At 71.9% G+C, this 22,782-nt stretch carries 19 protein-coding genes; 3 read left to right on the plus strand and 16 right to left on the minus strand.

Annotated features, from left to right (window positions below; all coding sequences use genetic code 11):
- Positions 1 to 41 precede the first annotated feature (41 nt).
- A complete protein-coding gene (locus BGM09_RS13660) occupies positions 42 to 482 on the minus strand; it encodes a WXG100 family type VII secretion target (protein WP_188281810.1) in 441 nt (146 codons plus the stop codon).
- A gap of 147 nt (positions 483 to 629) precedes the next feature.
- On the opposite strand from BGM09_RS13660, the gene BGM09_RS13665 reads away from it, so the two are divergent.
- Positions 630 to 1,253 carry a hypothetical protein gene (locus BGM09_RS13665; protein ID WP_188281811.1) on the plus strand — a complete coding sequence of 208 codons (624 nt, stop codon included), beginning with the start codon at positions 630 to 632 and terminating at the stop codon, positions 1,251 to 1,253.
- Positions 1,254 to 1,296: 43 nt separating this feature from the next.
- Here the strand turns inward: BGM09_RS13665 and BGM09_RS13670 are convergent, their stop codons facing one another.
- From BGM09_RS13670 to BGM09_RS13710, 9 genes are all read right to left on the minus strand, one after another.
- Complete coding sequence (locus BGM09_RS13670) at positions 1,297 to 1,620, minus strand: WXG100 family type VII secretion target (protein WP_188281812.1); 324 nt, start codon at positions 1,618 to 1,620, stop codon at positions 1,297 to 1,299.
- A gap of 115 nt (positions 1,621 to 1,735) precedes the next feature.
- On the minus strand, positions 1,736 to 4,522 hold the full coding sequence (locus BGM09_RS13675; protein ID WP_188281813.1) for a right-handed parallel beta-helix repeat-containing protein: 2,787 nt from the start codon (positions 4,520 to 4,522) through the stop codon (positions 1,736 to 1,738).
- Between the two features lie 163 nt (positions 4,523 to 4,685).
- Positions 4,686 to 6,032, minus strand: a complete 1,347-nt coding sequence (locus BGM09_RS13680) for an EsaB/YukD family protein (RefSeq protein ID WP_188281814.1) — start codon at positions 6,030 to 6,032, stop codon at positions 4,686 to 4,688.
- A gap of 161 nt (positions 6,033 to 6,193) precedes the next feature.
- Positions 6,194 to 6,508, minus strand: coding sequence for a WXG100 family type VII secretion target (locus tag BGM09_RS13685; RefSeq protein WP_188281815.1), 315 nt, complete (start codon positions 6,506 to 6,508; stop codon positions 6,194 to 6,196).
- A 27-nt stretch (positions 6,509 to 6,535) separates the two neighbouring features.
- Positions 6,536 to 6,901, minus strand: coding sequence for a WXG100 family type VII secretion target (locus tag BGM09_RS13690; protein WP_223186817.1), 366 nt, complete (start codon positions 6,899 to 6,901; stop codon positions 6,536 to 6,538).
- A 128-nt stretch (positions 6,902 to 7,029) separates the two neighbouring features.
- On the minus strand, positions 7,030 to 7,557 hold the full coding sequence (locus BGM09_RS13695) for a hypothetical protein (RefSeq protein WP_188281816.1): 528 nt from the start codon (positions 7,555 to 7,557) through the stop codon (positions 7,030 to 7,032).
- 145 nt (positions 7,558 to 7,702) lie between these two features.
- On the minus strand, positions 7,703 to 8,767 hold the full coding sequence (locus BGM09_RS13700) for a WxL protein peptidoglycan domain-containing protein (RefSeq protein WP_188281817.1): 1,065 nt from the start codon (positions 8,765 to 8,767) through the stop codon (positions 7,703 to 7,705).
- A gap of 161 nt (positions 8,768 to 8,928) precedes the next feature.
- Positions 8,929 to 10,905, minus strand: coding sequence for a purple acid phosphatase family protein (locus BGM09_RS13705; RefSeq protein ID WP_188281818.1), 1,977 nt, complete (start codon positions 10,903 to 10,905; stop codon positions 8,929 to 8,931).
- A 120-nt stretch (positions 10,906 to 11,025) separates the two neighbouring features.
- On the minus strand, positions 11,026 to 12,309 hold the full coding sequence (locus tag BGM09_RS13710) for a HupE/UreJ family protein (RefSeq protein WP_188281819.1): 1,284 nt from the start codon (positions 12,307 to 12,309) through the stop codon (positions 11,026 to 11,028).
- Between the two features lie 260 nt (positions 12,310 to 12,569).
- Here BGM09_RS13710 and BGM09_RS13715 point away from each other — a divergent pair, with 260 nt between their 5' ends.
- Both BGM09_RS13715 and BGM09_RS13720 read left to right on the plus strand, forming a co-directional pair.
- The gene (locus tag BGM09_RS13715; protein WP_188281820.1) at positions 12,570 to 13,250 is read left to right on the plus strand and encodes a hypothetical protein; all 681 of its coding nucleotides are present in this window, start codon (positions 12,570 to 12,572) and stop codon (positions 13,248 to 13,250) included.
- Positions 13,251 to 13,303: 53 nt separating this feature from the next.
- The gene (locus BGM09_RS13720; RefSeq protein WP_188281821.1) at positions 13,304 to 13,843 is read left to right on the plus strand and encodes a DinB family protein; all 540 of its coding nucleotides are present in this window, start codon (positions 13,304 to 13,306) and stop codon (positions 13,841 to 13,843) included.
- A 103-nt stretch (positions 13,844 to 13,946) separates the two neighbouring features.
- Here BGM09_RS13720 and BGM09_RS13725 read toward each other — a convergent pair whose 3' ends face one another.
- The 6 genes from BGM09_RS13725 to BGM09_RS13750 form a co-directional block, all read right to left on the minus strand.
- Entirely contained in the window at positions 13,947 to 15,422 is a 1,476-nt protein-coding gene (locus tag BGM09_RS13725) for an adenylosuccinate lyase family protein (RefSeq protein WP_188281822.1), read from the minus strand.
- Complete coding sequence (locus BGM09_RS13730; RefSeq protein WP_188281823.1) at positions 15,419 to 17,674, minus strand: FAD/NAD(P)-binding protein; 2,256 nt, start codon at positions 17,672 to 17,674, stop codon at positions 15,419 to 15,421. Before BGM09_RS13730 ends, BGM09_RS13725 begins: the two co-directional genes overlap by 4 nt.
- 211 nt (positions 17,675 to 17,885) lie before the next feature.
- Entirely contained in the window at positions 17,886 to 18,731 is an 846-nt protein-coding gene (locus tag BGM09_RS13735; RefSeq protein ID WP_223186819.1) for an alpha/beta fold hydrolase, read from the minus strand.
- Between the two features lie 76 nt (positions 18,732 to 18,807).
- A complete protein-coding gene (locus BGM09_RS13740; protein ID WP_188281824.1) occupies positions 18,808 to 19,539 on the minus strand; it encodes a spheroidene monooxygenase in 732 nt (243 codons plus the stop codon).
- Between the two features lie 39 nt (positions 19,540 to 19,578).
- Positions 19,579 to 21,018, minus strand: coding sequence for a flavin monoamine oxidase family protein (locus BGM09_RS13745; protein ID WP_188281825.1), 1,440 nt, complete (start codon positions 21,016 to 21,018; stop codon positions 19,579 to 19,581).
- 51 nt (positions 21,019 to 21,069) lie between these two features.
- Entirely contained in the window at positions 21,070 to 22,779 is a 1,710-nt protein-coding gene (locus BGM09_RS13750) for a class I adenylate-forming enzyme family protein (RefSeq protein ID WP_188281826.1), read from the minus strand.
- Positions 22,780 to 22,782 lie beyond the last annotated feature (3 nt).

Consider the following 22,782-nt stretch of genomic DNA (forward strand, 5'->3'; position numbering starts at 1 on the left):
GTCGGGGCGGTGGGGGCGGGGTGGCGGGGCGGGCGCCGGTCCTAGAACTCCATGGTGACCGCCGTCTTGTTGGGGTCGGTGACCGCGTCGGGCGGATTGTCGCTGGTCTTCCCGTCACCGCTGGTCAAGGCCGTGCGGAACTGCTTGAAGGCGTCGGCGATGCCGTCCTCGGCGGTGGTGTAGTTGTACGCGGCGCCGCCGACCCCGTCGGCCAGGGCGGACAGCACTCCCTTGTGCGGGTCGTCCTCCGTGCCGAACAGCTCGGTCATGACCGACACCCACTTCCTGTTGACCTCGTCGGCGTCCGAGGCGGCCTGGCCCTGCCAGGCGACGTGCAGTCCCTCCAACTGGCCCCGGATGGTGGTGAGGCTCGACAGGACGGTCTTGCTGAGGGTGACCAGGTCGGCGGCGTCGGACTTCAGGCCCGTCGGGGAGATGTTGAGGACGGAGGTGTCGTAGTCGGCGGTGCCGGAGTCGGCCATGACGCGCCTTTCTCGGGGAGCGGATACCGGTGCGGCACCAGCATGCTGACAATTCCTCATATAAGTGGTAAACCTGGCGGTGTCCTGCCGGGCCCGTGCGTGGCGAACCGGCCCTGCGGCCGGCGCGAGAGAGACGAGGCAGACGACGTGACCGATCCGATCACCTCGAAATACGACACCACTCCGCTGCCCGATCCGCCCGCGGACGGGACGGAGACGCCCAGCCCCGACCACGACAAGAACCTCGACGGTCTGGTGCCGACCGACAAGGTCGTCTGGTCCACCCCGCCGTCCTTCAACACCGACCCGACGGACAGCGGTTCCGACCCCGGCTCCGGACCCGACCCGAACTCGTACGAGGCCGCGGCGGACCTGAAGATCGACCTGAGCGCGGTACGCGTCGCGGAGAAGTCGATGCTCACCGAGTCCCGCGGCGCGGTCGACCGGTACGAGGAGCTGCGCAAGCGGGTCATGGCCGTGAAGGGCCATGTCTTCGGGCAGGGCGCCCAGGACAAGAACGCGGAGGGCGAGGGCCACACCTCGCTCTCGTCCGGGTACGACCCGTCGGTGGGCAAGTCGCACGCCAACCCGTTCGCCGAGACCGGCGAGAAATTCGGCGCGGACATGAACCCGGCCCAGGACCGCGCCCTGCTCCAGATCGGCTCCACGCTGGAGAAGCTCGGCGAGTACATCGCGCTGCTCAACCACTCGGGGCAGGTGTACGCGCACACCGACCGGGAGTCGCGCTTCCCGCCGCCGCCCGCGGGCTGAGGACGCCGCCGCGTACCGCCCACGCGGTGCGCGGCGGCGGCGCTCAGCCATGGGGCCCGCCGTCGCTGAGGTTGTTCAGATTGACGTGCTCGGAGTCGTGGTAGTTGTTGTACGACGTCGTCATCCGCGAGGCGATGTCCTTGAGCAGCTCGTCCAGTTCGTGCTGGACCTTGTGGAACCACGTCATCATCGCCGCGAACGACTCGTGCGACGGGCTGGACCAGTCGGCGCCGATCTGCTTCACCTTGGCGTCGATCGAGCTCATGGTGGTGGTGATCGTGCCGGACTCGCGTTTCACCACGCCGATCGCGTCGTTCAGCGCCGCGAGGTCCGCGCGCCACTCTTCCGGGGTCGGTTGGTCCGACATCCGCGGGTCACCTTCCTTTCAGCCGCTCCGAAGTCCTGTGCCGGGGTCCTGTGCCGGGTCCGCCGCCGTACGGTCCGCCCGCCGCGCGGCGGGCGTTACGGGGCCGCCCGCGCGGTCACGTGACGCCTCCCGGAGGGAGGTCGGCGGGCAGCAGCGTGGTGAGCAGCTCCACGTCGGCCGCCGCGAGATCGACGGCGCTCAGGTCGAGTTCGGCCACGCGGTACGCGTGCCGCTCGGTCATCCGCTGGAACACCTGCCGCGCGCTGCGCCCGTTGCCGAACTGCTCGCCGCGCGGGACGGCCGCGAAGTAGTCGTGCAGCGCGGCCACGGTCTGCGGCGCGAAGGTGTACTCGTGGTCGACGGCCTGGTGCTCGACGATCCGCACCAGCTCCTGCGAGGTGTAGTCGTCGAAGAGCAGGGTGCGGGTGAAGCGCGAGGCCAGGCCCGCGTTGGACTCCAGAAGCCGGTTCATCTCGCTCGGGTATCCGGCGACGATGACCACCACCTCGTCGCGGTGGTCCTCCATCAGCTTCACCAGTGTCGAGATGGCCTCGGAGCCGAAGTCGGTGAACTGCCCCTGCGGCACCAGGGAGTACGCCTCGTCGATGAAGAGCACCCCGCCCAGCGCGCGCCGGAAGACCGCCGTCGTCTTGGGCGCGGTGTGGCCGACGTACTCGCCGACCAGGTCGCCCCGGTCGGCCTCGACCAGGTGTCCGCGTTCGAGCAGGCCGAGCGCGGCGAGGAAGCCGCCGTACAGGCGGGCCACCGTGGTCTTGCCGGTGCCGGGATTGCCCGCGAAGACCAGGTGCCTGCTCAGCGGCGGCGCCGCGAGCCCGGCCTCCTGGCGGACCTTGACCATCTGCATGAGCTTGGTCAGCGTGACCACGTCGCGTTTGACGCTGTCCAGGCCGACCAGGCGGTCCAGTTCCACATGGAGTTCGGCGAGCTTCGCGCGGGCCGCCTCCGCGGTCGACTCGGTCTCCTCGGCGGCCTGTTCGGCCTTCTCCGCGGCCGAGCGGGGCGCTCCGGCGACGGCGGGCACCGCGACGCGCCCCTCCCCCGCCGCAGCGGGCGCGAGGGTCGGCAGCAGCGGATCGGTCGCGTCCTCGACGAGGCAGTCCTCGGCCCGCACGTCGGCCTCGTCGTCCCGCAGCAGGTCGGTGTCGGTGCCGTCCACGGTGCAGCGGCGCAGCAGGAAACGCGAGCGGGCACCGGCGTAGACGGCGGGGAAGCGGCTCTTGGTGAAGTGGCAGTCCTCGTACAGGCCCTCGCCGCCCTCCTCCACGAACAGCGCGTTCTTCGCCGCGCCCTCGACGGTGAGGCCGCGCACGCGGGGCCGGGCCCCGGCGCGTACGACGACGCCGCTGCCGTGCGGCTCGCGTACCGCGCCGCCCTCCACGACGGCCGTGCTGCCCTCCTCCAGCAGCAGGCCCGCGGTGCCGCTGCCGGTGACGGTGACGTTCTCCAGCCGGGCGCCGGTGTCCCGGCCGACCCGGACGCCGGTCTCGCCAGAGGCGGTGATCTCGCACTCCGCGAGCAGCGGGCGGTGCGTGGTGTGCAGGTGTACGCCCTCCCGGCCGCCGGACACCCGGCAGCCGCGGACGGCCGCGTCGCCGCCCTGCACGTACACCCCGGCCAGGCCCGCGTCCGTCATCTCGCAGTCGTCCGCGAGGAGTTCGGACCGCTCGGTGACCCGCACGCCGTACTCGGGCGAGCCGGTGACGGTGCAGCCCCTGGCGTGCAGGCGGGCCCCGCCGCCGAGGTGCACGCCGGTGTACGCGGTGTCCCGTACGGTGCAGCCGGTCAGTGTCACCTCCGCCTCGGCCACCGCGTACAGGCCGTTGGCGCCGCTGCGGGCGAAGGTGGAGTCGTGCGCGGTGGCCCGGCCCGCCCCGCTGACGGCCAGCGCGGTGTCCTGGCAGTCGACGGCCCGCACGCCGGTCAGTTCCGCGGTGGCCTCGGCCGTGACCAGGACCGCGGCGCCGGTCGTGTGGTGCACATGGCAGCCGTCGAGCAGGACGGCGCTGCTGCCGTCGGCCAGTACGCCGGCGCCCTCGGTGCGGAAGATCTCGCAGTCGCGCAGCCGTACGCCCGGGGTGTCGTGGCCCGGCCGGGCGGCGGATCCGGTGGCGGGCGCGGCCGGTTCGGCGTCCTCGGAGTGGGCGAGGGGCCGGTGACCCGCGCCGGAGGCCGCGCGGGTGAGGCGGCCCGCCGTCTCGCGGACCCAGACGCCCGCGGCGCCCGTCTCGTGCAGGCGGCAGTCGCGCAGCGCCGCGGTGGCGTGTCCCTCGACCACGACGGCGGTGCCGCCGCTGCCGCGTACGTCGCAGCGGGTCAGCGTCGCGTGCGCGCCGGCCGTGAGCAGGACGCCGCGCCCGCTGGCGCCGTCCACCAGGGCGTCGGTCAGCTCGGCGCGCGCCTCGTCCTCGACCACCAGGCCGTCGCCGACGCAGCCGCCGATCGTCAGATTCTCCAGCGTGGTGCGGCTGGTGCCGGTCAGCCGGACCGCCGTGCCCTCGGCCTTCCGTACCGAACAGCCGCTCAGCAGCGGGGCGGCGGCGCCCGCGACCTCGATCCGGCCGCCGGTGATCTCGCAGTCCCGCAGCACCGGTTCACCCGCGCGCACCAGCAGCGCGGCCTCGCGGGGCACGGCGGACACGAGGGTGAAACCGCGGATCTCGGCGCGGCCCGCGTGCACGGTGACGGCCGGGCCGCGGACGGCCACCAGCCGTACGGCGCCCTTCGCGACCAGGGTGACATCCTTGTCAAGCAGCAGGCTCTCGCTGTACGTACCCGCCTGCACGGTGATGACGGCGCCGGTGTCCGCGCTCCGCACGGCCGCCGCGATGGTGCGGTGGCCGCCCCAACTGCCCGGCGCCACGCGCTGGGCGGCGGCCTTCACCGGGCGCTCCCGGGGGCCGCGCGGCGGGGCTCGGGCCGCACGCGCCGCGCCCGCCCGACAACCGGCCGCCCGACAGCCGAACGCCCGGTCACCGGCCGTTCCCTCAACGGCCGTTCCCTCAGGAGCCGTTCTGTCATCGACCGCTCGGTCGTGGGCCGCTCGGTCACATGCCGCTCCCCAGGTCGGCCAGCCAGCCGAAGAGGCCGAACACCCCGGCGGCCAGCGGTACGGCGGCCACGAACAGGACGCTGGTGACGGCCGCGGGCCAGGTCGGGCGGTCCGGCTCGATGGGCCGCAGGGCCGCGCCGAAGGCGAGGAACAGTCCGCAGGCGACCAGGACGGCGCCCACGCCGAAGGCGGCCAGCGGGCCCGCGAGCCGCGAGTCGAACGCGTACAGCGGCACCCGTACGGTCAGCGCCACAAGCCCCAGCACCCCGGCGGCCAACTGCGGTACCACCGCGCTCAGTACGCGTACGGTGGCGGCCTGGAGCAGCAGTCCGACGCTGACGCAGCCCGCCAGCACGAGGGCGTAGACGTCGTGGGACGCGCTCAGGGTGAGCAGGCCCGCCGCGAGGAACACTCCGCTCACCACGCTGAGCAGGGTGAGCAGCGCGTTGCCGCGCTGGACGACGGTGGCCACGGTCCCGTCGTCGAGCGCGGGCGCGCTGACGTCGGGTCCCGAGGGCACGAGCACCGCGATCTGGCCCGCGGCCCTGGGCAGCAGCCCGGCGGTCAGGAACAGCGCCACGGACACGACGGCGGCGGAGCCGGTCGGACCGGCGTGCGAGGCGGTCAGCGCCACGGTGAGCAGCGCGGCCACCAGCGTGAGCAGGGTGAGCACCACGGTGGCGGGCGACGGCAGCGCGACCAGCCCGATCACCGCACCGAGCACGGCGAAGACGGAGACGAGTACGGGAGTGGCGACCGGGCCGTGCACCGGTCCGTCCAGGCCGACGCAGGCCAGCAGCGGGACGGTGGCGAGCGCGAAGAACTGCCGTACGGCGCGCGGCAGCGGCCAGTTCTTGCGCTCCGCGTACCAGGCGAGCAGGGCCGAGCAGAGCGCGGCGAGCGCGAACAGCGCCGCCCACGGGCCGGTCGGCCGCAGCGCGCCGAGCCAGGCCGCCGCGGCGACCATGAAGACCAGACCCGCGCCCACGACGCACTGGGCGCGGCGGCGCGCGCTCCACAGGCCGCCGTCGTCCTGGGCGTTGGCGACCTGCTCGTCCAGGTCGGTGACGGTCAACTCGCCCAGTTCCGCCGCCCGCTGGTCGCGCAGGTACAAGGTGGCGCCGTCCACGATGCCCGCCGCCGACAGCGAGTCGCCGGGGGCCATCGGAGCGCCGCCCGACTCGGCGAGCGACCAGACCGGCGGCAGCGCCTCGGACTCGGACTGCCCGCACAGGGAGGCGAGTCGGGGAACGTACTCGGCGATCGGGGCCTGCGCCGGAAGCGCGAGGTCGATCCGCCTGCGTTCGCCGATCACGGTAACCCGGCAGCGTTCATCGGGCACGGATGTTTCCTTCGGTGTCGGACCTCACAGCCGCGCGTCCGCGGGCCGCGGTGGGTCGGTGCCGCCGTGTTCGGAGACGCCGACGTCAAAGACGGCGTTCGGCGGCGTCTGGTTTCGGTGGCGTGTGGTTTTTGTGACGCGTGGTTTCGGTGGTTCCGGTCTCAGTGGCGCCAGGTGGAGATGTTGGACCACTCGGCGTCACTGTAATTGCTCCAGTTCACATGCATCGCCTGGGCGATGCGGCCGAGCACGCCGTCGGGCCCGAACAGGCCGTCGGCCGCCAGGTCCCACTCGTTCTGCATGTCCTGGTAGTAGGTGGCGGCCTGGCTCTCCCGCCACGCCTCCACCATCGGCGCCAACTGCGACTTCAGCGACTGGAGTTCGCCGGAGATCTCCCCGGCCCTGGCGTTGATCACGCCGCCCGCCGCCGCCAGTCCTTCACCGACGTAGATCGGCGTGCCGTCGATATCGGCCATGAATCGCTCCTCGTGGTGCGGCCCGGATCAGTTGAAGTTGGTGCCGGACGGTGCCTTCGGCAGGTCCTCGCCCAGCGCGGCGAGGTTGTTGAGGTTCTGCTGCTCGGAGTCCTTGTAGTTCACGTAGTTGCCCTGGAGGCCCTTGGAGATTCCCTCCAGGGCGTCGTGCAGCATCCGCGCGTAGACGTCGTACTCCGCCATCAGCGTCTGGAACTGGTTGTGGGCGATGCCCTGCCAACTCGCTTCCAGACTGCTCACATACGTCTTCAGCTCCGCCAACTGCCCGGCGATCTCGCTCGCCGTGGACATCGTGTTGCTGGAGGCGGTGGCCAGGTACTCGGGTGTGACCCGGTACGTGACACCACCGACGCTCACAGAAGGCTGGTCAGCCATGGAATCCGCCCTTCCTCGCCCGATACCCCGGCAGTCAAACACCGTTTGGGCCCGGTCCGGGCCTCACGAGCCGCAGTGAGCAGAGTCTGAGCACGATCTGAACGCGTCAGGAGCGGGGGCCGAGCCGGTCAGTCGGGGAGGTGGCGGGAGAAGCGGGCGTGGATGGTCTGGCGGCTGGTGCCGAAGGCGCGGCCGATGGCTTCCCAGGAGACGAGGGAGCGGCGGGCGGCCCGGACGGCTTCGCGGCTGAGCGCGGGGGCGGTCTCTTCGACGCGGGCGACGACGCGCAGCGCGGTGAGGGGCTGGTCGCGGGAGAGTTCCTCGACGCGCCGCCGCAGGGCGGCGAGCATCTGCTCGATGTCATGGGGGACGGCGCCTTCGGTCGCGGTGACGTGGTAATCCCAGTCGGCCATCGGCCCGGTGCGGGAGTCGTTGCCTTCGGTGGCGTCGTCGTCGCCCCGGATGATGGGGTGGGTCTCGGCGCCGCGCCAGCCGCACTCGCAGGCGCCCTTGACGCCGATCGCGCGGGGGCCGTCGGCTCCGTTGTACGACCACCAGGGCTTACGGCCCTCGGGCGGCACCGCCGGTTCCGCGCCGTCGGCCAACACCGCGGTCACATAACCGGTGTGGCGCCGGGTCTCGTCCACCCACTCCATGGCTCAGCCCTCTCCGCACCGGGAAAAACGTTCCTCAAGGGTCCCTGACAACGGGTTCGCGTGTCAAAGAAATTTGACAAGCTTGACCCTCGCGGGCGCCCGGCGCCGACAGGGCCGTTCGTGATCCGCCGGGAGCGCGCAGGGCTCACGCCTCGCGCAGGGCCTGTTCCACGGCGGTGCGGACGCGGGCGTCCTCGGCTGCCTTGCGCTTGGTGCGGGTGCGGCGGGTGAGGAGGAAGGCGGCGACGGCCAGGGCGAGGAGGACGAGGACGAGGGCGGTGAGGGTCCAGGGGAAGGCCCAGGTGTGGGTGGCGGACCGGACGGTCTTGAGCTGGGTGGTGGAGCCGGAGGCGTCGGTGAACAGCGGGGTGAGGGTCACGGTCGCGGTGAGGCGGACGGCGGGGGCCACGTCGTGGACGGGCACGCTCACCATCCAGCTCTCGCCGGGGAGCAGCTCGGGCGGCGTGGCCGTCTTGCCGCCGGTGACCGCGAACCAGCCGAACAGGCCCTTGAGTTCGACCGACTGACGGGTGGACACGATCGCGTTGCCGGTGTTGCGGACGCGGTAGGTGACGGTGGCGTCGCCCTTGGAGAAGGGGGCGGCCGTACCGCCGTAGGAGACGTGCAGGTCCTCGACCGCGAGCGCGGGCTTGATCGCGCCGCTGACCCGCAGCTTGATCTTGATGCCGAGCCGCCGGTCGACGTTGATGCCCTGCGCGTCGTCGGGCTGGGTCAGCGAGGTGAGGAGGCCGCCCACGTAGTCGCCGGGCGTCGCGTCGGCCGGGATGGCGAGGGTGAAGGGCACCTCGACGGTCTTGCCCGGCTGGACCACGACGCGGTCGCGCGCCGCGCGCGCCCACACGCCGATCGCGCGGGACTTCTTGTCGGCGGGCAGCAGGTCGAGTTGGCCCTTGTCGGTGGTGAAGCCGTCGGCGGCGTACACGCCAAGGTCGACCGGCGCCTTGCCGCGGTTGGCGACGACCATCGCGTCCTCGACCGTGCCGCCCGGGTTGACGGCGTAGCTGTAACTGGACCGGTCGGCGCCGAAGCTGTTCGACGCGGTGCGTACGGTCCAGGCGACGTCGCCCTCCGCCGCGGCGGCCGGTCGCGCGGACAGACCGGTGACCGCGAGGGCGAGGAGCAGCGCCAGGACGGCGGTACGGACGAAGGTGGCGACGACGGTCGTCCGGCGGGTCACGGGCACATGCATGTCGGGGTCCTCGGGCGTTCTGGTCGGAGCTGTCGGGGCTGTCGGGCTCTCGGGGCTGTCGGGGCTGGCAGGGCTGTGGAACCGGTGGGGCGGGCGCCCGGGGGCGCCTGCCCCACCGGGTGGTGCGGGGTCAGTCAGGCGGAGCGGTCAAGCGGGCGGGATCAGCTACTGAGCGCGGTGATCGTGAGAGTCGCGCGGTAGTCGCCCTTGGCGACGCTGCCCGGGATCTTCAGATCCAGGTCGGCGCCGAGCTTGGCCGTGCCCTTGGTGTGACCCTGGTCAGCCCAGCCGAGGCCGCGCGAGACGGACAGGCCGGAGCCGCCGTCGTAACCGGAGTTGACCGTGCCGCCGGCCTTGGCACCCGCGCCGGGGGCGAGGATCTTCGGCGTCCAGCCGAGGTACGCGCCAGAGAACTTCTTGGCGCCGTCCGTGAAGTCGCCCACGCTGGCCGAGATCGACCAGGGAGCGAGCGAGCGGCGGCTGTCCGTCACGACGATCGGGTTGATCGTGCCCGCCGCGTCGTAGTAGTCACCGTCGTGGTCCTTGGCGGTGCCGAGGTCCACCAGGCCGTTGTAGCCGTCGATGGTCCAGCCGAACTCGCCGGGGGGCGCGGTGGGCACCTTGACCGCGAGGTCCTGGCCGGCGCCGTGGTACGGGTGCACCGTCACCTTGTCGACGACCGAGCCGATCGGCTGGCCCTCGGGGGTGTTGACGCAGGAGACCTGGCCCAGCTCGACCGCCGCGTTGGGCGCGGTGCAGGTGCCGCTGCGCAGGTTCTCGACGACGAGCTTGTCGTTGCGCACCTGGACCTTGACGTAGGAGCGGACGTGCTCCTGGTTCTGCACCGAGTTGTACCAGTAGCTGTCCGGGTTCAGCGGGTCGGGACCCTGGCCCGTGACACCCGTGCCGCTGCTGTCCGGCTTGGTGATGTCGTAGTACTTCGAACCGGACGCCGAGTTGGCCGTCACGTAGAGCACACCGCCGGGACCGGGGTACACGTCGGCCTGGCCGGGCTGCTCGGCCGCGTCCGCCTTCTGACCGTTCTTGATCAGGTAGCTGCGGGAGTAGCTGTGGTCGTGGCCCTGGAGGACGACGTCCACGCCGAGCTGCGAGAAGGCGGTGGTGAAGTCGGTACGGCGCTGCTTGTTGTCCGAGTCCTTGGCGTGGCTGGCCGGGGAGTAGATCGCGTGGTGGTACGTGAGCACCTTCCACTTGGCCTCGGAGCCGTGCTTGTTGATGATGTCGGTGACGTACTTGACGTGCGCCTCGTCACCGCCGCCGCCCGAGGAGGCGGCGTAGCTGTTGCTGTTCAGGTCGATGAACAGCACGTCCTTGTAGATGTACCAGTAGTCACCGCCCGAGGTGTTCGAGCCCGGGTTGCCGTTGGCGTAGTACGGCGCCGAGCGGTCGGTGTTCGGGGTGTACAGGTGCTGCTCGTACGCCTTGCCGCCGACGTCGTGGTTGCCGATGGTCGCGGCCCACGGGTACTGACGGAGCTTGTCGGGGGCCAGGAAGGAGTCCCACTGCGACTCGGTGTTCGCGGTCTCGACCTGGTCGCCGCCGGACACCAGCAGTTCGGCGTTCGGGTTGGCGGCCAGCGAGACGTCGAGCGTGTCCTTCCAGCCCGCCTGGTCCTTGGCGAGGTTGCCGGAGGAGCCGATCTGCGGGTCGCCGTAGAACAGGAAGTCGTAGTCGCCCTCGAAGTCCTGCGTCTTGAACGCGTAGGTCTGCGACCAGTTGCCCACGGAGCCGACACGGTACGAGTACGCCGTGTTCTCCTTCAGGCCGGTGATGGTGGCGTGCCGGTTGAAGCCGCCGCTGGTGGCGATGTTCGCCCCGCCGATGGCGTCGAACGTGGCGGCGTCCGCCGGGAATTCACCGTTGGCCAGGGTCGCGGTCGGGGCGGCCTGGATGACCTGGGCCGTGTCGGCCGAGGAGTACCAGGTCACCGTGCGCTGCGTCTCGTTCGCGCCGACACCCAGGATGATGCTGGTGAGGGCGGCGGGGTCGGCGGCCACGGCGGGGGAGGTGAGTCCCGCGCCGACGGCGAGCGCCAGACCCATGGTGACCGCGGTGGCCCCGGTGACCACGCGGCGTCGTACGGACCCGTGGGTCCGTACCGATCTGATCGATCTCATCTGTGTTTGTTCCTTTTTGGACGGAACTGCATGGAGCTGAGGTCATCAAGCTCCCATCGGTTGGTAAACAGGCGGCAAATGCGATCTTCGCCTGACCTGAACTTCACCTCGGTTGACGGCTCAGCCACCGCCCACCCGTTGCAGGAACCACACGAGTCCCATAAGCGCTACACCTGCGGAAACGGTGCCGGTCACCCAGAGCCCCGCGGTCGGCGAACGGCGGCGCAGCAGGGCCAGCAGCGGGAAGACGACGGCGATGATCGACAACTGCACGACCTCGATGCCGACGTTGAAGACCAGGAGGGAGCCGAGCAGCGTCCAGGACCACGCCTGGTCGATGCCGAGCGCGCCCGCGAAGCCGAGGCCGTGGACGAGGCCGAAGCAGAAGACCACCGCGAGCCGCAGCCAGCCCGCCCGGTCGAGGGTGAGGTGGTCGCGCAGGAAGCCGCGCCCGCCGGAGCCGGGACCTGAGCCCAGGCCGGAGGCGCCCAGGTCCGACGTGCCCAGATCCGACGTGCCCAGGTCCAGGTCGGAGGCGTGGCTGCCGCGCTGCCGTATCCGCCACAGGTGCCAGCCCGCGACCACCGCGATCGACAGCGCGATGACCGGCTCGACCAGCCGCGAGGGCACGTCGACCGCCCCGAGCGCGGCGAGCATGAACGTCACCGAGTGCGCGAGCGTGAAGCTGGTGGCGGCGAGCACGATCTCGCGCAGCCGCCGCGACCCGGCGATCAGCGCCAGCAGGAACAGGATGTGGTCGGTGCCGGTCAGCAGATGCTCGGCGCCCAGCCGGAAGAACTCCCAGAACCAGGCGTACCAGGGCTGGTCGACCGAGAAGGACGGGTGCGCCGCGTCGAGCGCCGCGCTGCCGGAGCGGCCGTCCAGGTCGTACGTGACGATCGTCTTCGTACCGCGGACGTACGTCTCGCTGTCGGGGAACAGGCCGCTGCGGACCCGGTGGTCACCGGCCAGTTCCTGGCAGTTCCAGTCCAGCAGCAGGACGGTGTACGGCACGCCCTCCTGCCGGTCCATCGTGAAGTCGCCGACCTGCCGCGGCGTGCACGCCTTGCCGGCGGCGGTGACTGAGAAGCGCTGGGTGACATAGGCGACCGCCGACTTCTTGTGGGCGTTGAGGGCCGCGCCCTGCGCTGTGGTGTCACCGGCGTCGAAGGCACCGTTACCGGTACGGAAGAGGTCGTCGTCATGTTCGGCATCGGCAGCGGATATGACAAAAAGGTCGTATTCAAGCTTGAGAGAAGTGCGGACATGGCCCTCGTCCGCCGCCGTCACATGGACGTACGCGGTGGACGAGAAGCCGTGGGCGAACGCCGGTTGGACGGCGCCGAGGACACCGATCAGCGCCGCGGCGATGCAGATGACGGCGCGACGGACCCGCTCTGACATGGGACTCCTTGGGTAGGAGGAGCACGCTGCACGTCACGGGTGAACTGAAACCGGCGGGTCGGCGAACCCTGGGCCAACAAGGTCCGCAAAGGGGTTCGAGGTTCCCCACGGAGGCGATCGGCGTCGCAGGATGGACCCGCGGCACCCGCCCACGGCTCTCACCAGGGCGTTCTCTCGTCACACCGTTCACAGCAAGCCTTCGGCACCTCGCTCACCACTTGTCGCTCAGCACTCACCACTCATCTCGGAGGACGATCGACGTGCGCCCCCCGCTTCGGGCCGTTGCCATGCTGGCGGCGGTCACCGCGCTGGCCCTGGGAACCGCCGCGTGCGGCTCCGACGACGACTGGTCGCAGCCGCGCGCCAAACCCTCGCCCGTCGGCACGCTCGGCCCGCGCTTCGTGGACAGCGTGTCGCCGCCCGCGCCCGAGTCGACCGTCACCCCGGCGCCCGGCTCGTGGGAGGGCGTGCACCCGCCGAAGGGCTACCGCGTGGTGCTGCTCAGCGCGGGCACCGACCGGCCGACGCGGTCCCTGGTCGACGCGGTCAAGACGTGGGCGGACGAGGAGCACGTCAAGCTCAGGACGGTCGTCGCGGACGGTGCGGCCGACCTGCTGCCGAGCGTCACCAGGGCGCTCGACATGCACGCGGACCTCATCGTCAGCGCGGGCAACGACCTGGTCGACCCGCTCGTGCCGGTCACCGCGAACCACCTCTCGCAGCAATTCCTCGTCATCGGCGCGGAGTTGGCCGAGCCGACGCACAATGTCACCGCCGTCGACTGGTCCGGCGCGTCCTTCCGCGGCGAAGGGCTCGGCATGTCCTCGACGTACGACGCCGGTTCGTTCACCGCCGCGCGCTGCGCGGCCTCGGTCAGGGCGGGTGTGGCGGCCGTGCTCAGCGACCTGACCGGCATCGTGATCTGGCTCGACGAGGTGTAGGCGGAGCAGCGGCGACGGCCCGGACCCACGGGCGGCTCCTATACTCCCTGCTCATGACCGACATCGACGAGCAGGGCCGGCCGCTTCCCCCCGAGACGGGCGGGGAGACCGAGACGCTGCTGGGCTTCCTCGACTTCCAGCGGGCGACGCTGGCGTGGAAGTGCGCGGGACTCGACACGGCCGGGCTCGCGGCGGCCCTCCCCACCTCCGCCATGACGCTCGGCGGCATGCTCAAGCACCTGGCGTACGTGGAGCAGTGGTGGTTCTCGCAGTGGCTGGCCGGGCGGTCGCCGGAGGCGCCGTGGGACACGGTCGACTGGTCGGCGGACGCCGACTGGGACTGGCACTCGGCCGCTGACGACACCCCGGAGCAGATCCGTACGCTCTGGGAGGAGTGCGTCGCGCGCTCGCGTGAACTGACCTCCGCCGCACTGGCCGAGGGCGGGCTCGACACGCTCTCGCGGCGCGCGGACGCCGCGGGCCGGGCGCCCAGCCTGCGGTGGATCCTCTTCCACATGGTCGAGGAGTACGCGCGGCACGTCGGCCACGCGGACCTGATCCGCGAGTCGGTGGACGGCCTCACCGGGGAGTGACCACGGCAGCGGGCCGTCCCCCGGCGACGCGCGGCGACGGCGCCGGGACGACTCCCCGCGGCCCGTCGGCTACGCGGCCGGGCCGACTTCTCACCCGCCGCGGCTACGCCACCGGCCCGTCCTCGCGCAGCGCGCGGTCGACCAGGGCGCCCGCCGCGCCCGGGTACGCGGTCGGGTCGCACAGGGCGGCCAGCTCGTCCGGGCTGAAGTGGCCCTTCAGGGCGGACTCCTGGGCGAGGACGTCGGCGAGCGGGCGGCCGGAGTCGGCGGCTCGCGTGGAGGCCGCGGTGAGCAACGCGCGGGCGGCGGCCTTGCCGAGGTGCGGGGTGAGGACGGCGACGATCCGCTCGGAGACGACCTGACTGCCCGTCATATCCAGGTTGTCGCGCATACGGACGGGGTGGACGGCGAGCCCCTCGGCCAGTTCCGCCGCGGTGTGCGAGGCCCCGCCGACCAGCCGCAGGCACTCGCGCAGGAACTGCCACTCGGCGTGCCATACCCCCGCCGAGCGCTCGTCCTCCGCGACCAGACACTGCGTCAGACCCGCTGCCAGCACCGGGACTTGGAGCGCGGCGCTGCGGATCAGCGTGGAGAGCACCGGATTGCGCTTGTGCGGCATCGCCGACGAGGCGCCGCGCCCCGCGACGCCCGGCTCCGCCACCTCCGCGACCTCGGTCCTGGCCAGCGACTGCACGTCGATCGCGATCTTGCCGAGGACGCCCGCGGTGAGCGCGAGCGCCGCCGCCAGGTCCGCGACGGGCGTACGCAGCGCGTGCCAGGGCAGTACGGGCCTGGCGAGTCCGGTCTCGTCGGCGAAGGCCGCGACCAGCTCGTCCAGGTACTCCCCCGGGTCACCGGCCTGCCCGCGGCCGGCAACTCCCGTACCGGCGGCGGTTTCCACGGCCCCGGCGCCGTACCCGTCGACCCGCGCGTATTCGAGGTATCCGGCCAGCGTGCCCGCGGCGCCGCCGAGCGAGACCGGCAGCCCGTGGTCGAGCAGCGCGGCCAGCCGGGCGTCCGCGTCCAGTACGCCCTGCCGCCAGCCCGCCGCCTTGAGGCCGAAGGTGGTCGGCACGGCGTGCAGCGCGAGGGTGCGGCCGGCCATCGGGGTGTCGCGGTGCTCGGCGGCGAGCGCGGCCAGCGCGCGCTCGACTCGCGCGAGATCGCCGCGGATCAGCCGCAGCGCCCGCGCGGCGACCAGCATCATCCCGGTGTCGAGGACGTCCTGGCTGGTCGAGCCGCGGTGGACGTACTCGGCCGCCGCCGGGTCGTGCTCGGCGACCACCCGGGTCAGCGCCTGGACCAGGCCGACCACCGGGTTCGCGGTCTCGCGGGACGCGAGCGCCAGCGCGCGCAGGTCCATCAGGTCGGTGTACGCCGCCGCCGCGATGGCCGTGGCCGCCGACTTCGGCAGCGTGCCGAGCCTGGCCTGCGCGCGGGCCAGCGCGGATTCGGCGTCCAGCATCGCCTGGAGCCAGGCGGTGTCGGACACCGCCGCCTCGACCGGGGTGCCCGCCCGGACCGGCGAGAGCAGCCCGGCGTCGACGAGGGTGTCCTGCTCACGGGGCCGGCTGCTCATACGATCACTCCGAAGGTGTGGGTCTCGGCCAGTACGGCGGGGTCCGCGCCCGAGACCCCGGCGACAGCGGCGGAAGCGCCGACGCCGGAACCGGAACCGGCACCCGTGGCCCGGTCGCCAGGAGTCCCGTCGCCGGAAGTCCCGCTGCCCGCGGCCCCGTTGCCGGAAACCCCGCTCCCGGAAACCCCGCTGCCCGAAGACGCGACCCCGGTCCCGGCCCCGGCCCCGGACGGCCTGGCCGCGGGGACCGCGCCCCGCGCCTCCCGGCCACCGGCGCCCCGGCCGCCCGCCGCCAGTCCGAGCAGCGCGCACGCGATGGACTCCGAGTCGCCGAGCGTCACCGAGTCGACGCCGGGCCTGATGCCCGCCGCCGTGACCCAGTGCACGGACTCGGTCGGCACACCGTAGGCGAAGCGGCGCGGATGCGCCTGCCCGCGCGGGTCGAGCAGCCGGTAGGGCCGCTCGGTGACGGCGAGGCCGCCGGACTCGTATCCGCCGCCCGAACCCGTCGGGATGCGGTACGGCGCGCACTGCTCGGTCGCCATCAGATAGTTCAGCAGCGGCTCGGCCGTCCGCCGCAGGTCCGGCTCCGGCAGCCGCGCCTCGATCAGCGCGGAGGCCACGACCGGCGGCCCCGGTACGACATGTGACGAGGCGACGAAGGCGGGCCTGGCCGGGTCGAGCCGCACTTCCGTGCCGGGTCCTGTGACCACCAGCACCCGCGCCTCGACCAGCGCGATCATCTCCTCGATACGGGAGGCGGGCGGCCCGATGGACAGGAAGGCGTTCATCGGGGTGTACCACCCCTCCAGCTCGTCCCGGTGCGACGTGCCGTCGAGTCCGCCGTGGTCCACGGCCAGCCGCACCTCGTTGCGCAGATCGCGCAGCACGTCGAGCGCGGCCTTCAGCGGGCCGCTGACATTGCCCGCCCTGGCCTCGCGCACATCGCGCGCCAAGTACCCGAGCAGCCAGCCCCTGAACTCCTCCCGGTCGGCGAACCGCCGTCCCAGGTACGGCGTCAGCAGCCGCTCCCAGCTCCAGCGCTCCTCCGGCTCGACGCCGTACTTGTCGAGGAGTTCGGTCTCCTCGCGCGCACCGGCCGTCTCCAGGAACCGCGCCCCCAGCTCCGCGCCCTCCGCCGCGCGGTCCTGGGCGTGCAGCAGCGCCTGGTAGTAGACGCTCTGGACCTCCTTGGAGATCAGCGGCCACAGATGGGTCCGAAAGTGCAGTCCGGGACCGCCGGTCGCCCGGTCGCGCGAGGCCGCGATGTAGGCGGGGGTCAGCAGCCGCGGGTGGTAACGGCCGTACGCGCCCTTCTGGTTCTCGCCGCGCGCGTGGTATGGGACCCCGCGCCGGGAGGTCGCGTACAGCGACGGCTCGCGCCCGGACGGCAGATAGACCAGCCGGTCGCCCTCCCTGCGGAAGGTGCCGCCGCGGCCCGCGGTGAGCAGCGTCATGTGGTCGAAGAAGTTCAGGCCGAGGCCCCTGAGCAGCACCGTCTCGCCGGGGGCGATCCGGGACAGGTCGACGTCCGCCGGGTTGGCTGGGGTGATGTACGTCAGCCGGTGGATTGCGGCCAGCGTCGCGGTCCGCTCCTCACGCGGGGTCGGGCGCGCGGCGACATGGCCCTGGGCGAGGACCACCGCGTCCAGGCCGTGCAGCCACCTGCCGTTGTCCAGCCGGATGCTCTGGGGCCCGTCCGGGTCGCCCATGGCGTCGGCGACGGCGACCGCGCGCGAGCGGTGTTCCTCGACGGTGACGTGCGCGGGCGCGTTGCCGGTGATCCGCAGGAAGCAGGAGCGCAGGTAGCGGCCGTAGAAGGCGCGGGTGGGGTACGAGTCGGGGTCGAGCCGCCGGGCCTCGGCCAGGTCCTGCGGATCGTGCGCGCCGGGCACGCGGCTCCCCGGCACGGCACCGCCCGGCGCCCCGGCCACCGGGTCCCCGCCCCCCGGCCCCAGCAGGCCCTTCGCCCACTCGTACAGGCTCGGGCCCGGCTCGATGGGGCCGTCGATGGTCACCCGGTCGTCGGTGAAGACGGTGATCTGGGAGGCGACGGTGTTCATCAGCAGATGCCGCGACTGGTCGGTGCGCCAGACGCTTCCTGCCCCGGGCTCCGCGGGGTCCACCACGTGGACCGTCAGCGCGGAGCAGGAGGGCGACTTGCGCTCGTGGGCGCAGAGCCGCTCCAGTACGGACAGGCCACGCGGGCCGGCGCCGACGAGGCAGACGGCGAGGTCCGCCGCAATGCTCATGGGTCTTCTCCATCCGGTGGCCTGGTCCCCCGACCGGGCACGGGTGCGGGCGCGATACGCCGGTGGTGACCGGCGCGGGCGGTTGCCATGAGGGGAGGCGGAGGCGAGAGGGAACCTTGTGGGCGGGTGTTTTCGGGCAGGGCGAGGCGTACGGGCGGCTCGGGGACGTGCCCCGAACCGCCGGCGTCGGGGCGTCACGGCATGGGGAGGGTCAGCTCTTGCGGGTGAACTCCCGTACCGCGGTGGAGAATTGGGCGGGCTGGTCGAGCGGGAGGAGCGAGTAGCTGTCGGCGATCTCGACGAGGCTGCCCTGCGGCAGGATCTCGGCGAGCCGGCGGCCGTGCGCGGGCGGCATGACGCGGTCCTTCTCGGCCCACACCACCAGCGCGGGCCGGTCGAAGGAGGAGAGCCCCTCGCTCACGCCGACCAGCAGCTTCTTGTCGGCGGCGATACCGCGGAGCACCCGCACCGTGTCGCGCCGCACGTCGGCCTGGGCGAGGATCGGCTTGATCCAGTTCTTGCTGACGGCGTCGCCCCGCTTGGTGAGCCAGCCGAAGGCGATCGGCTGGCGCCGTACCAGCTTCAGCCGCATCTGCTGCATGAAAAGGCCGAAGAAGGCGGGCGACAACTTGCCGGTCATCACGACGGTCTTGCCGGTCAGGCCGGGCGGAAAGTTGTCGAATGCGTCGCAGGACGCCAGCACAATTGAGCCGACGCGCGGCGCGCCTTCGTCCACGAGCAATTGCACGACGGCGCCGCCGGTGTCATTGCCGACCAGGGTGACATTGTCCAGATCCAGCCGTTCGAGGAATTCCCCGACCAGCCGGGCGAGTCCGCGCGGCGAAAGGTCGGCGTCCTCCTTGACCGGCTTGGTGTGGGCGCCCATCGGCAGCACCGGCACCACGCACCGGTGGTCGGCGCGCAGATCGGCGACCACGTCCGCCCAGAGGGTCTCGTCCATCAGGAGGCCGTGCAGCAGGACGAGCACCGGCCCGTCGCCGCCGGTGTCCTGGTAGTCGATCGTCCCGGCCGAGAGTTCGATCTGTTCCATGGTCATACGTCAAACCCGTCTGTCGGCTCGCCGTGGCGGGGTTTATTCGACGGATGTTCCGTCAGCACTCCCCGCATTGGCCTCAGTTGGTGGTCAGCGGCTTGAGCATATCGAGCGGATTGCGCCCGCTCCAATGTCCGTCGACCGCGTACGGCCTGAGCCGCACGAAGAGCGTTTCGTGGTGGAAATCGCGTTCCTCGTGCTTCTTCATCGCCCTGACGTGGCCGCCGGGGTAGGAACCGACCGTGTACTGGCGCATTTCCTTGACGCTGCGCCAGAGCGAGAAGGTCGCCACGTGATTGGGCGGCCTGATCAGCGAGGTGCCTTCGAGGAACGCGGGGTGGTGGGCGGCGTCGCGCTCGGCGTGCGAGGCGGCGGCGACGAACGGCACCACCCGGTTGAGGCGTACGCGGGCCAGGGTGAGCACCCCGATGGGGTGATCGTCCACGGGTATCTCGCGGCGCGGCAGCTCCATCAGGCCGGGCCAGGCGCCGAGGGTGCGGACCGGCTCGAACCGGGCCCGCCAGCCGTTCTCGTACGGCTTGGCGACCGGGTGCGACAGGAAGCGGTCGAGCGCCTCGTCGCTGTCCCACGCGGCGATCATCGCGGCGCCGGTGGGCTTGACGTCGAACATCGCGCTCTGCGAGCGCAGCGGGCTCATCAGGAAGGGGCTCGCCCAGTGCAGACCCTCGTGCGCCTCGGGGTCGGGGCCGTTGCGCAGGGCGCTCATGGCCTTGGCGGGGCCGACCTCGGCGAGGTGCAGGGACATGATCATGCCCGAGCCGATGCGGGGTGTTTCCAGGTTCTCAGGCACGCTGGCTGTCGCCTTTCGTCGCGTGGGCGCTTCCGGATCTCATCGCGTGGGCTCTTCGACGGGCACGGCGGTCTTCTGGGTCACCAGCGGACGCCCGGGGTCCTCGCCGGTCTCGCGCCCGATGATCTCGGTGGCGACGCGGCGGCCGGAGTAGATCGCCCCGGACATCGACCCGAACTCGTGGGGCACGGACTCCGCTCCGGCCCAGTGGATCCGGCCGACCGGCTGCTTGAGCGCGGGACCGTACTCGGTGTACAGACCGGGCGGGGCGTAGGCGTGGTAACAGCCGCGGGTGTACGGCTCCGCCATCCAGTTCTGCTCCAGCAGGTCGTACGGCTTGCCCGCGCGCGGCCCGAAGAAGCGCTCCAACTCCCGCAGGACCAGGGCGCGTCGCTCGCCCGCGGGCAGCTTGGCGACCTGCCGGGCGGGCGGCCCGGTGACGAAGCCGGTCAGGACGCCGGGCGTGCCGTCGGGCGGGCTGCTGTCGACCGTGGCACGGACCGGGCTGGAGTGGCTGATCACATGCCCGGTGAAGCCCTCGGCGCGCCAGAACGGCTCGTCGTACAGCGCCAGGTACTTGATGGCGGCGCCCATCGTCATGCGCTGGCTGACGTGGTCGCGGTGCTCGGGCAGCGGCGGGTCGTACTCGATCCGCCCGGCCAGCGGTACGGGCACGGCCATCACGACCCAGCGGCCGACCGCCTCGAATCCGGCGCCGCGCACCCGGACGTGCTCACCGGAGTGCGTGATGCTGCGGACCTCGGCGTTGAGGTACGTCTCGTCGTCCACGGTCTTCGCCAGGGTCATCGCCAGATTGTGCGAGCCGCCGACGAAGCGGTTCTCCAGGGTGCCGCCGGTGATCTGGGTCATGGCCCGGAAACCGCCGGTGCCGTTGGAGTAGTTGAGGACGTGCAGCAGGGAGACGTCGGCCGGTGCGGCGGCCATGCCCGCCTCGATCATCAGCCGCATCAGGGCGCGGCCGCCCTTGGTGCGGACATTGCGCTGCGTCCAGGACCACATGGTCTCGCTGTCCCACCGGGTGGCGTGCGGGGCCTCCCAGGGGGCGTCCTGCGGTACTTCGCGGCGCATCCGCTCGATGCGCAGCGCCGCCTGCCCGAAGTCCAGCAGCGTGGCCGCGCTGACCTTGGGCGCCATGCCCTTCCAGGGCCGCATCGTGCCGCCGTCGTCGATCAGCCGGTAGCCGGTGTCGTAGACCTTCGCGGTCTTGATGCCGACAGACTGGGCGGCCCGGTGGCTGATCGTCCCGGCCTGGCCGTAGAACTCACAGCCCAGTTCGGCGACCTTGCCGTCCCCGAGGGGCTTGCTCAGCGACCGGCCGCCGAGGCGGGAACGGGCTTCGAGCAGCGCCACGCTCTTCCCGGCCATCTTCAGTTCGCGCGCGGCCGTGATCCCGGCAAAACCCGCACCGACGACGATCACATCGGCTTCTATCGATGGGTACTCGCTGATGTCGTGCAATGCCCTCTCCTACAGTTCGGGGGTCGATCCGCGCCGGGGTCCGCCGGGGCCTTACGCGCCGTCGCGCAGCACCACGTCCTGGCTGACCGCCTCCAGGCCGCCGTTGTCGCGGTTCTTGATCATCTCGGTGAGGAGGTAGCGCCGGGCCTTGACGGTCGCGGTGCGCTGGAGGTCGTCGGGCGTGACCTCCAACGGGACGCCCAGGCCGGTGATCCCGGCCGAGGCGGACTTCCAGACCTCGGGGTCGAGGGACTTCCCGTCGCGCATGCAGACCACCGGGACCGGCCTGCCCTGCTCGTCGGGGACGACCACGATCTCCTCGGCGTTGGGAATCCGCTCCAGCAGCACGTCCTCGATCCACAGGCAGCTCTCGACGCCCTCGATACGGTCCGCGATGCGGTCCAGGATCTCGATCTGCCCGAGCCGGCCGCGCCGCCCCCAGTCCCCGGTGTCGAACCACTTGCCGTGCCGGCGCTCGGCGAACTTCTCCGGCGTACCGACGAAGGACAGCGCGCGGGCCGGGGTCCTGACCTGGATCATGCCCGGATCCGACTGGTCGGAGCGGCGCTTGCCGGTCTCCGGGTCGGCGATCCTGGCCCGGATGCCGGGCACCTCCCAGCCGACGCTGCGGGTGTCGCGGCCCTTGAGCCGGCCGAACGAGCCCCGGGTGTACGGGCGGACCGACACCACCTGAGTCTCGGTCATGCCGTAGCACTGGAGCCAGACCGGGTACTTGCGCTTGGACGCGTCCAGCAGCGCCTGGATGGTGCGCGGGTGCATCGCGTCGAAGGAGTTGAAGTACAGCCGGATGCTGGAGAACGGCTCCGACGGATCGTCGATGATCCGCTCCCAGCCCATGAAGTTGTTGGGGTGCGACTCCAGGATCGTGGGCCGGTACTGGGGCAGCAGCCGCAGCATCGTCTCCTCGTCGGGCCTGGCGATGCCCAGCAGCGGGGTGCCGCGCGAGAAGGACGCCATCTGCGTGATGGCGGCCCGCACATGGACGTGCGAGATGGCGCTGGCGAACAGCTCGTCGGGGGTGTGGAAGCCGGGGAAGATCGACTCCATCAGGGCGTTGTAGGACACGCCCTTGGCGGACGCCTCGGCGAGCTTGGACACCCCGGTGGTGCTCGACGTGTGGGTGATCAGCATCGGCTCGTCGTCCTTGAGCGGACTCGGCGCCGGAATCCGGCCGCCCCACAGGTCCGCCACCGGTATGCCGCCGTCGATGTCGGCGATCGCGGTCATGCCCAGGTGACGCAGCCGCTCGCCGTCCAGCCGGGCGTACTTGGCGACCTCGGGGTCGGTGACCAGGAATTTCGCCTGGAGGCGCTCCAGCAGGATGTTGATGATGTCCGGGTCCAGGCGGGCCGAGAGCAGCGCGGGGATCGCGCCGATCCTGGCGGTCGCCCAGGCCAGCGCCTGGATGTCGTAGTTGGGCGACTTGACGATCGCGACCCGGTCCCACCGCTTGACGCCCGCGGACTTCAGGACGGCGGCCATCTGGTCGACCAGGGTGGCGAATTCGACGAAGTCGAGTTCGACGCGCTGCTCGGGGTCCCAGGTGAACGGCTGGTCGAGGTAGATCGGCACCCGGCCGTGCTTCTCGGCCGCGCGCTCCGCGACCAGGCCGACGTTGAGCGGCTTGACCAGGGCGACCCGGTCGGGCTTGAACTGCGCCTTGAGCATCTTGGCCGCGTCCAGACGCCGGGCGGAGAGCGGGATCTTGGACCGTGTCCGGTCGCCAGCGATCGAAACCATACG

Origin of the sequence: Streptomyces sp. CBMA29 (assembly GCF_014596445.1) — a bacterium.
In the GTDB taxonomy this organism is placed as follows: domain Bacteria; phylum Actinomycetota; class Actinomycetes; order Streptomycetales; family Streptomycetaceae; genus Actinacidiphila.

What these genes read in the sequence shown, in the direction of transcription:
- BGM09_RS13660 (WP_188281810.1), bottom strand. Translation starts at nt 482, where the DNA reads ATGGCCGACTCCGGCACCGCCGACTACGACACCTCCGTCCTCAACATC.
- BGM09_RS13670 (WP_188281812.1), bottom strand. Translation starts at nt 1,620, where the DNA reads ATGTCGGACCAACCGACCCCGGAAGAGTGGCGCGCGGACCTCGCGGCG.
- BGM09_RS13685 (WP_188281815.1), bottom strand. Translation starts at nt 6,508, where the DNA reads ATGGCCGATATCGACGGCACGCCGATCTACGTCGGTGAAGGACTGGCG.
- BGM09_RS13690 (WP_223186817.1), bottom strand. Translation starts at nt 6,901, where the DNA reads ATGGCTGACCAGCCTTCTGTGAGCGTCGGTGGTGTCACGTACCGGGTC.
- BGM09_RS13695 (WP_188281816.1), bottom strand. Translation starts at nt 7,557, where the DNA reads ATGGAGTGGGTGGACGAGACCCGGCGCCACACCGGTTATGTGACCGCG.
- BGM09_RS13700 (WP_188281817.1), bottom strand. Translation starts at nt 8,767, where the DNA reads ATGCATGTGCCCGTGACCCGCCGGACGACCGTCGTCGCCACCTTCGTC.
- BGM09_RS13705 (WP_188281818.1), bottom strand. Translation starts at nt 10,905, where the DNA reads ATGAGATCGATCAGATCGGTACGGACCCACGGGTCCGTACGACGCCGC.
- BGM09_RS13710 (WP_188281819.1), bottom strand. Translation starts at nt 12,309, where the DNA reads ATGTCAGAGCGGGTCCGTCGCGCCGTCATCTGCATCGCCGCGGCGCTG.
- BGM09_RS13720 (WP_188281821.1), top strand. Translation starts at nt 13,304, where the DNA reads ATGACCGACATCGACGAGCAGGGCCGGCCGCTTCCCCCCGAGACGGGC.
- BGM09_RS13725 (WP_188281822.1), bottom strand. Translation starts at nt 15,422, where the DNA reads ATGAGCAGCCGGCCCCGTGAGCAGGACACCCTCGTCGACGCCGGGCTG.
- BGM09_RS13730 (WP_188281823.1), bottom strand. Translation starts at nt 17,674, where the DNA reads ATGAGCATTGCGGCGGACCTCGCCGTCTGCCTCGTCGGCGCCGGCCCG.
- BGM09_RS13735 (WP_223186819.1), bottom strand. Translation starts at nt 18,731, where the DNA reads ATGACCATGGAACAGATCGAACTCTCGGCCGGGACGATCGACTACCAG.
- BGM09_RS13750 (WP_188281826.1), bottom strand. Translation starts at nt 22,779, where the DNA reads ATGGTTTCGATCGCTGGCGACCGGACACGGTCCAAGATCCCGCTCTCC.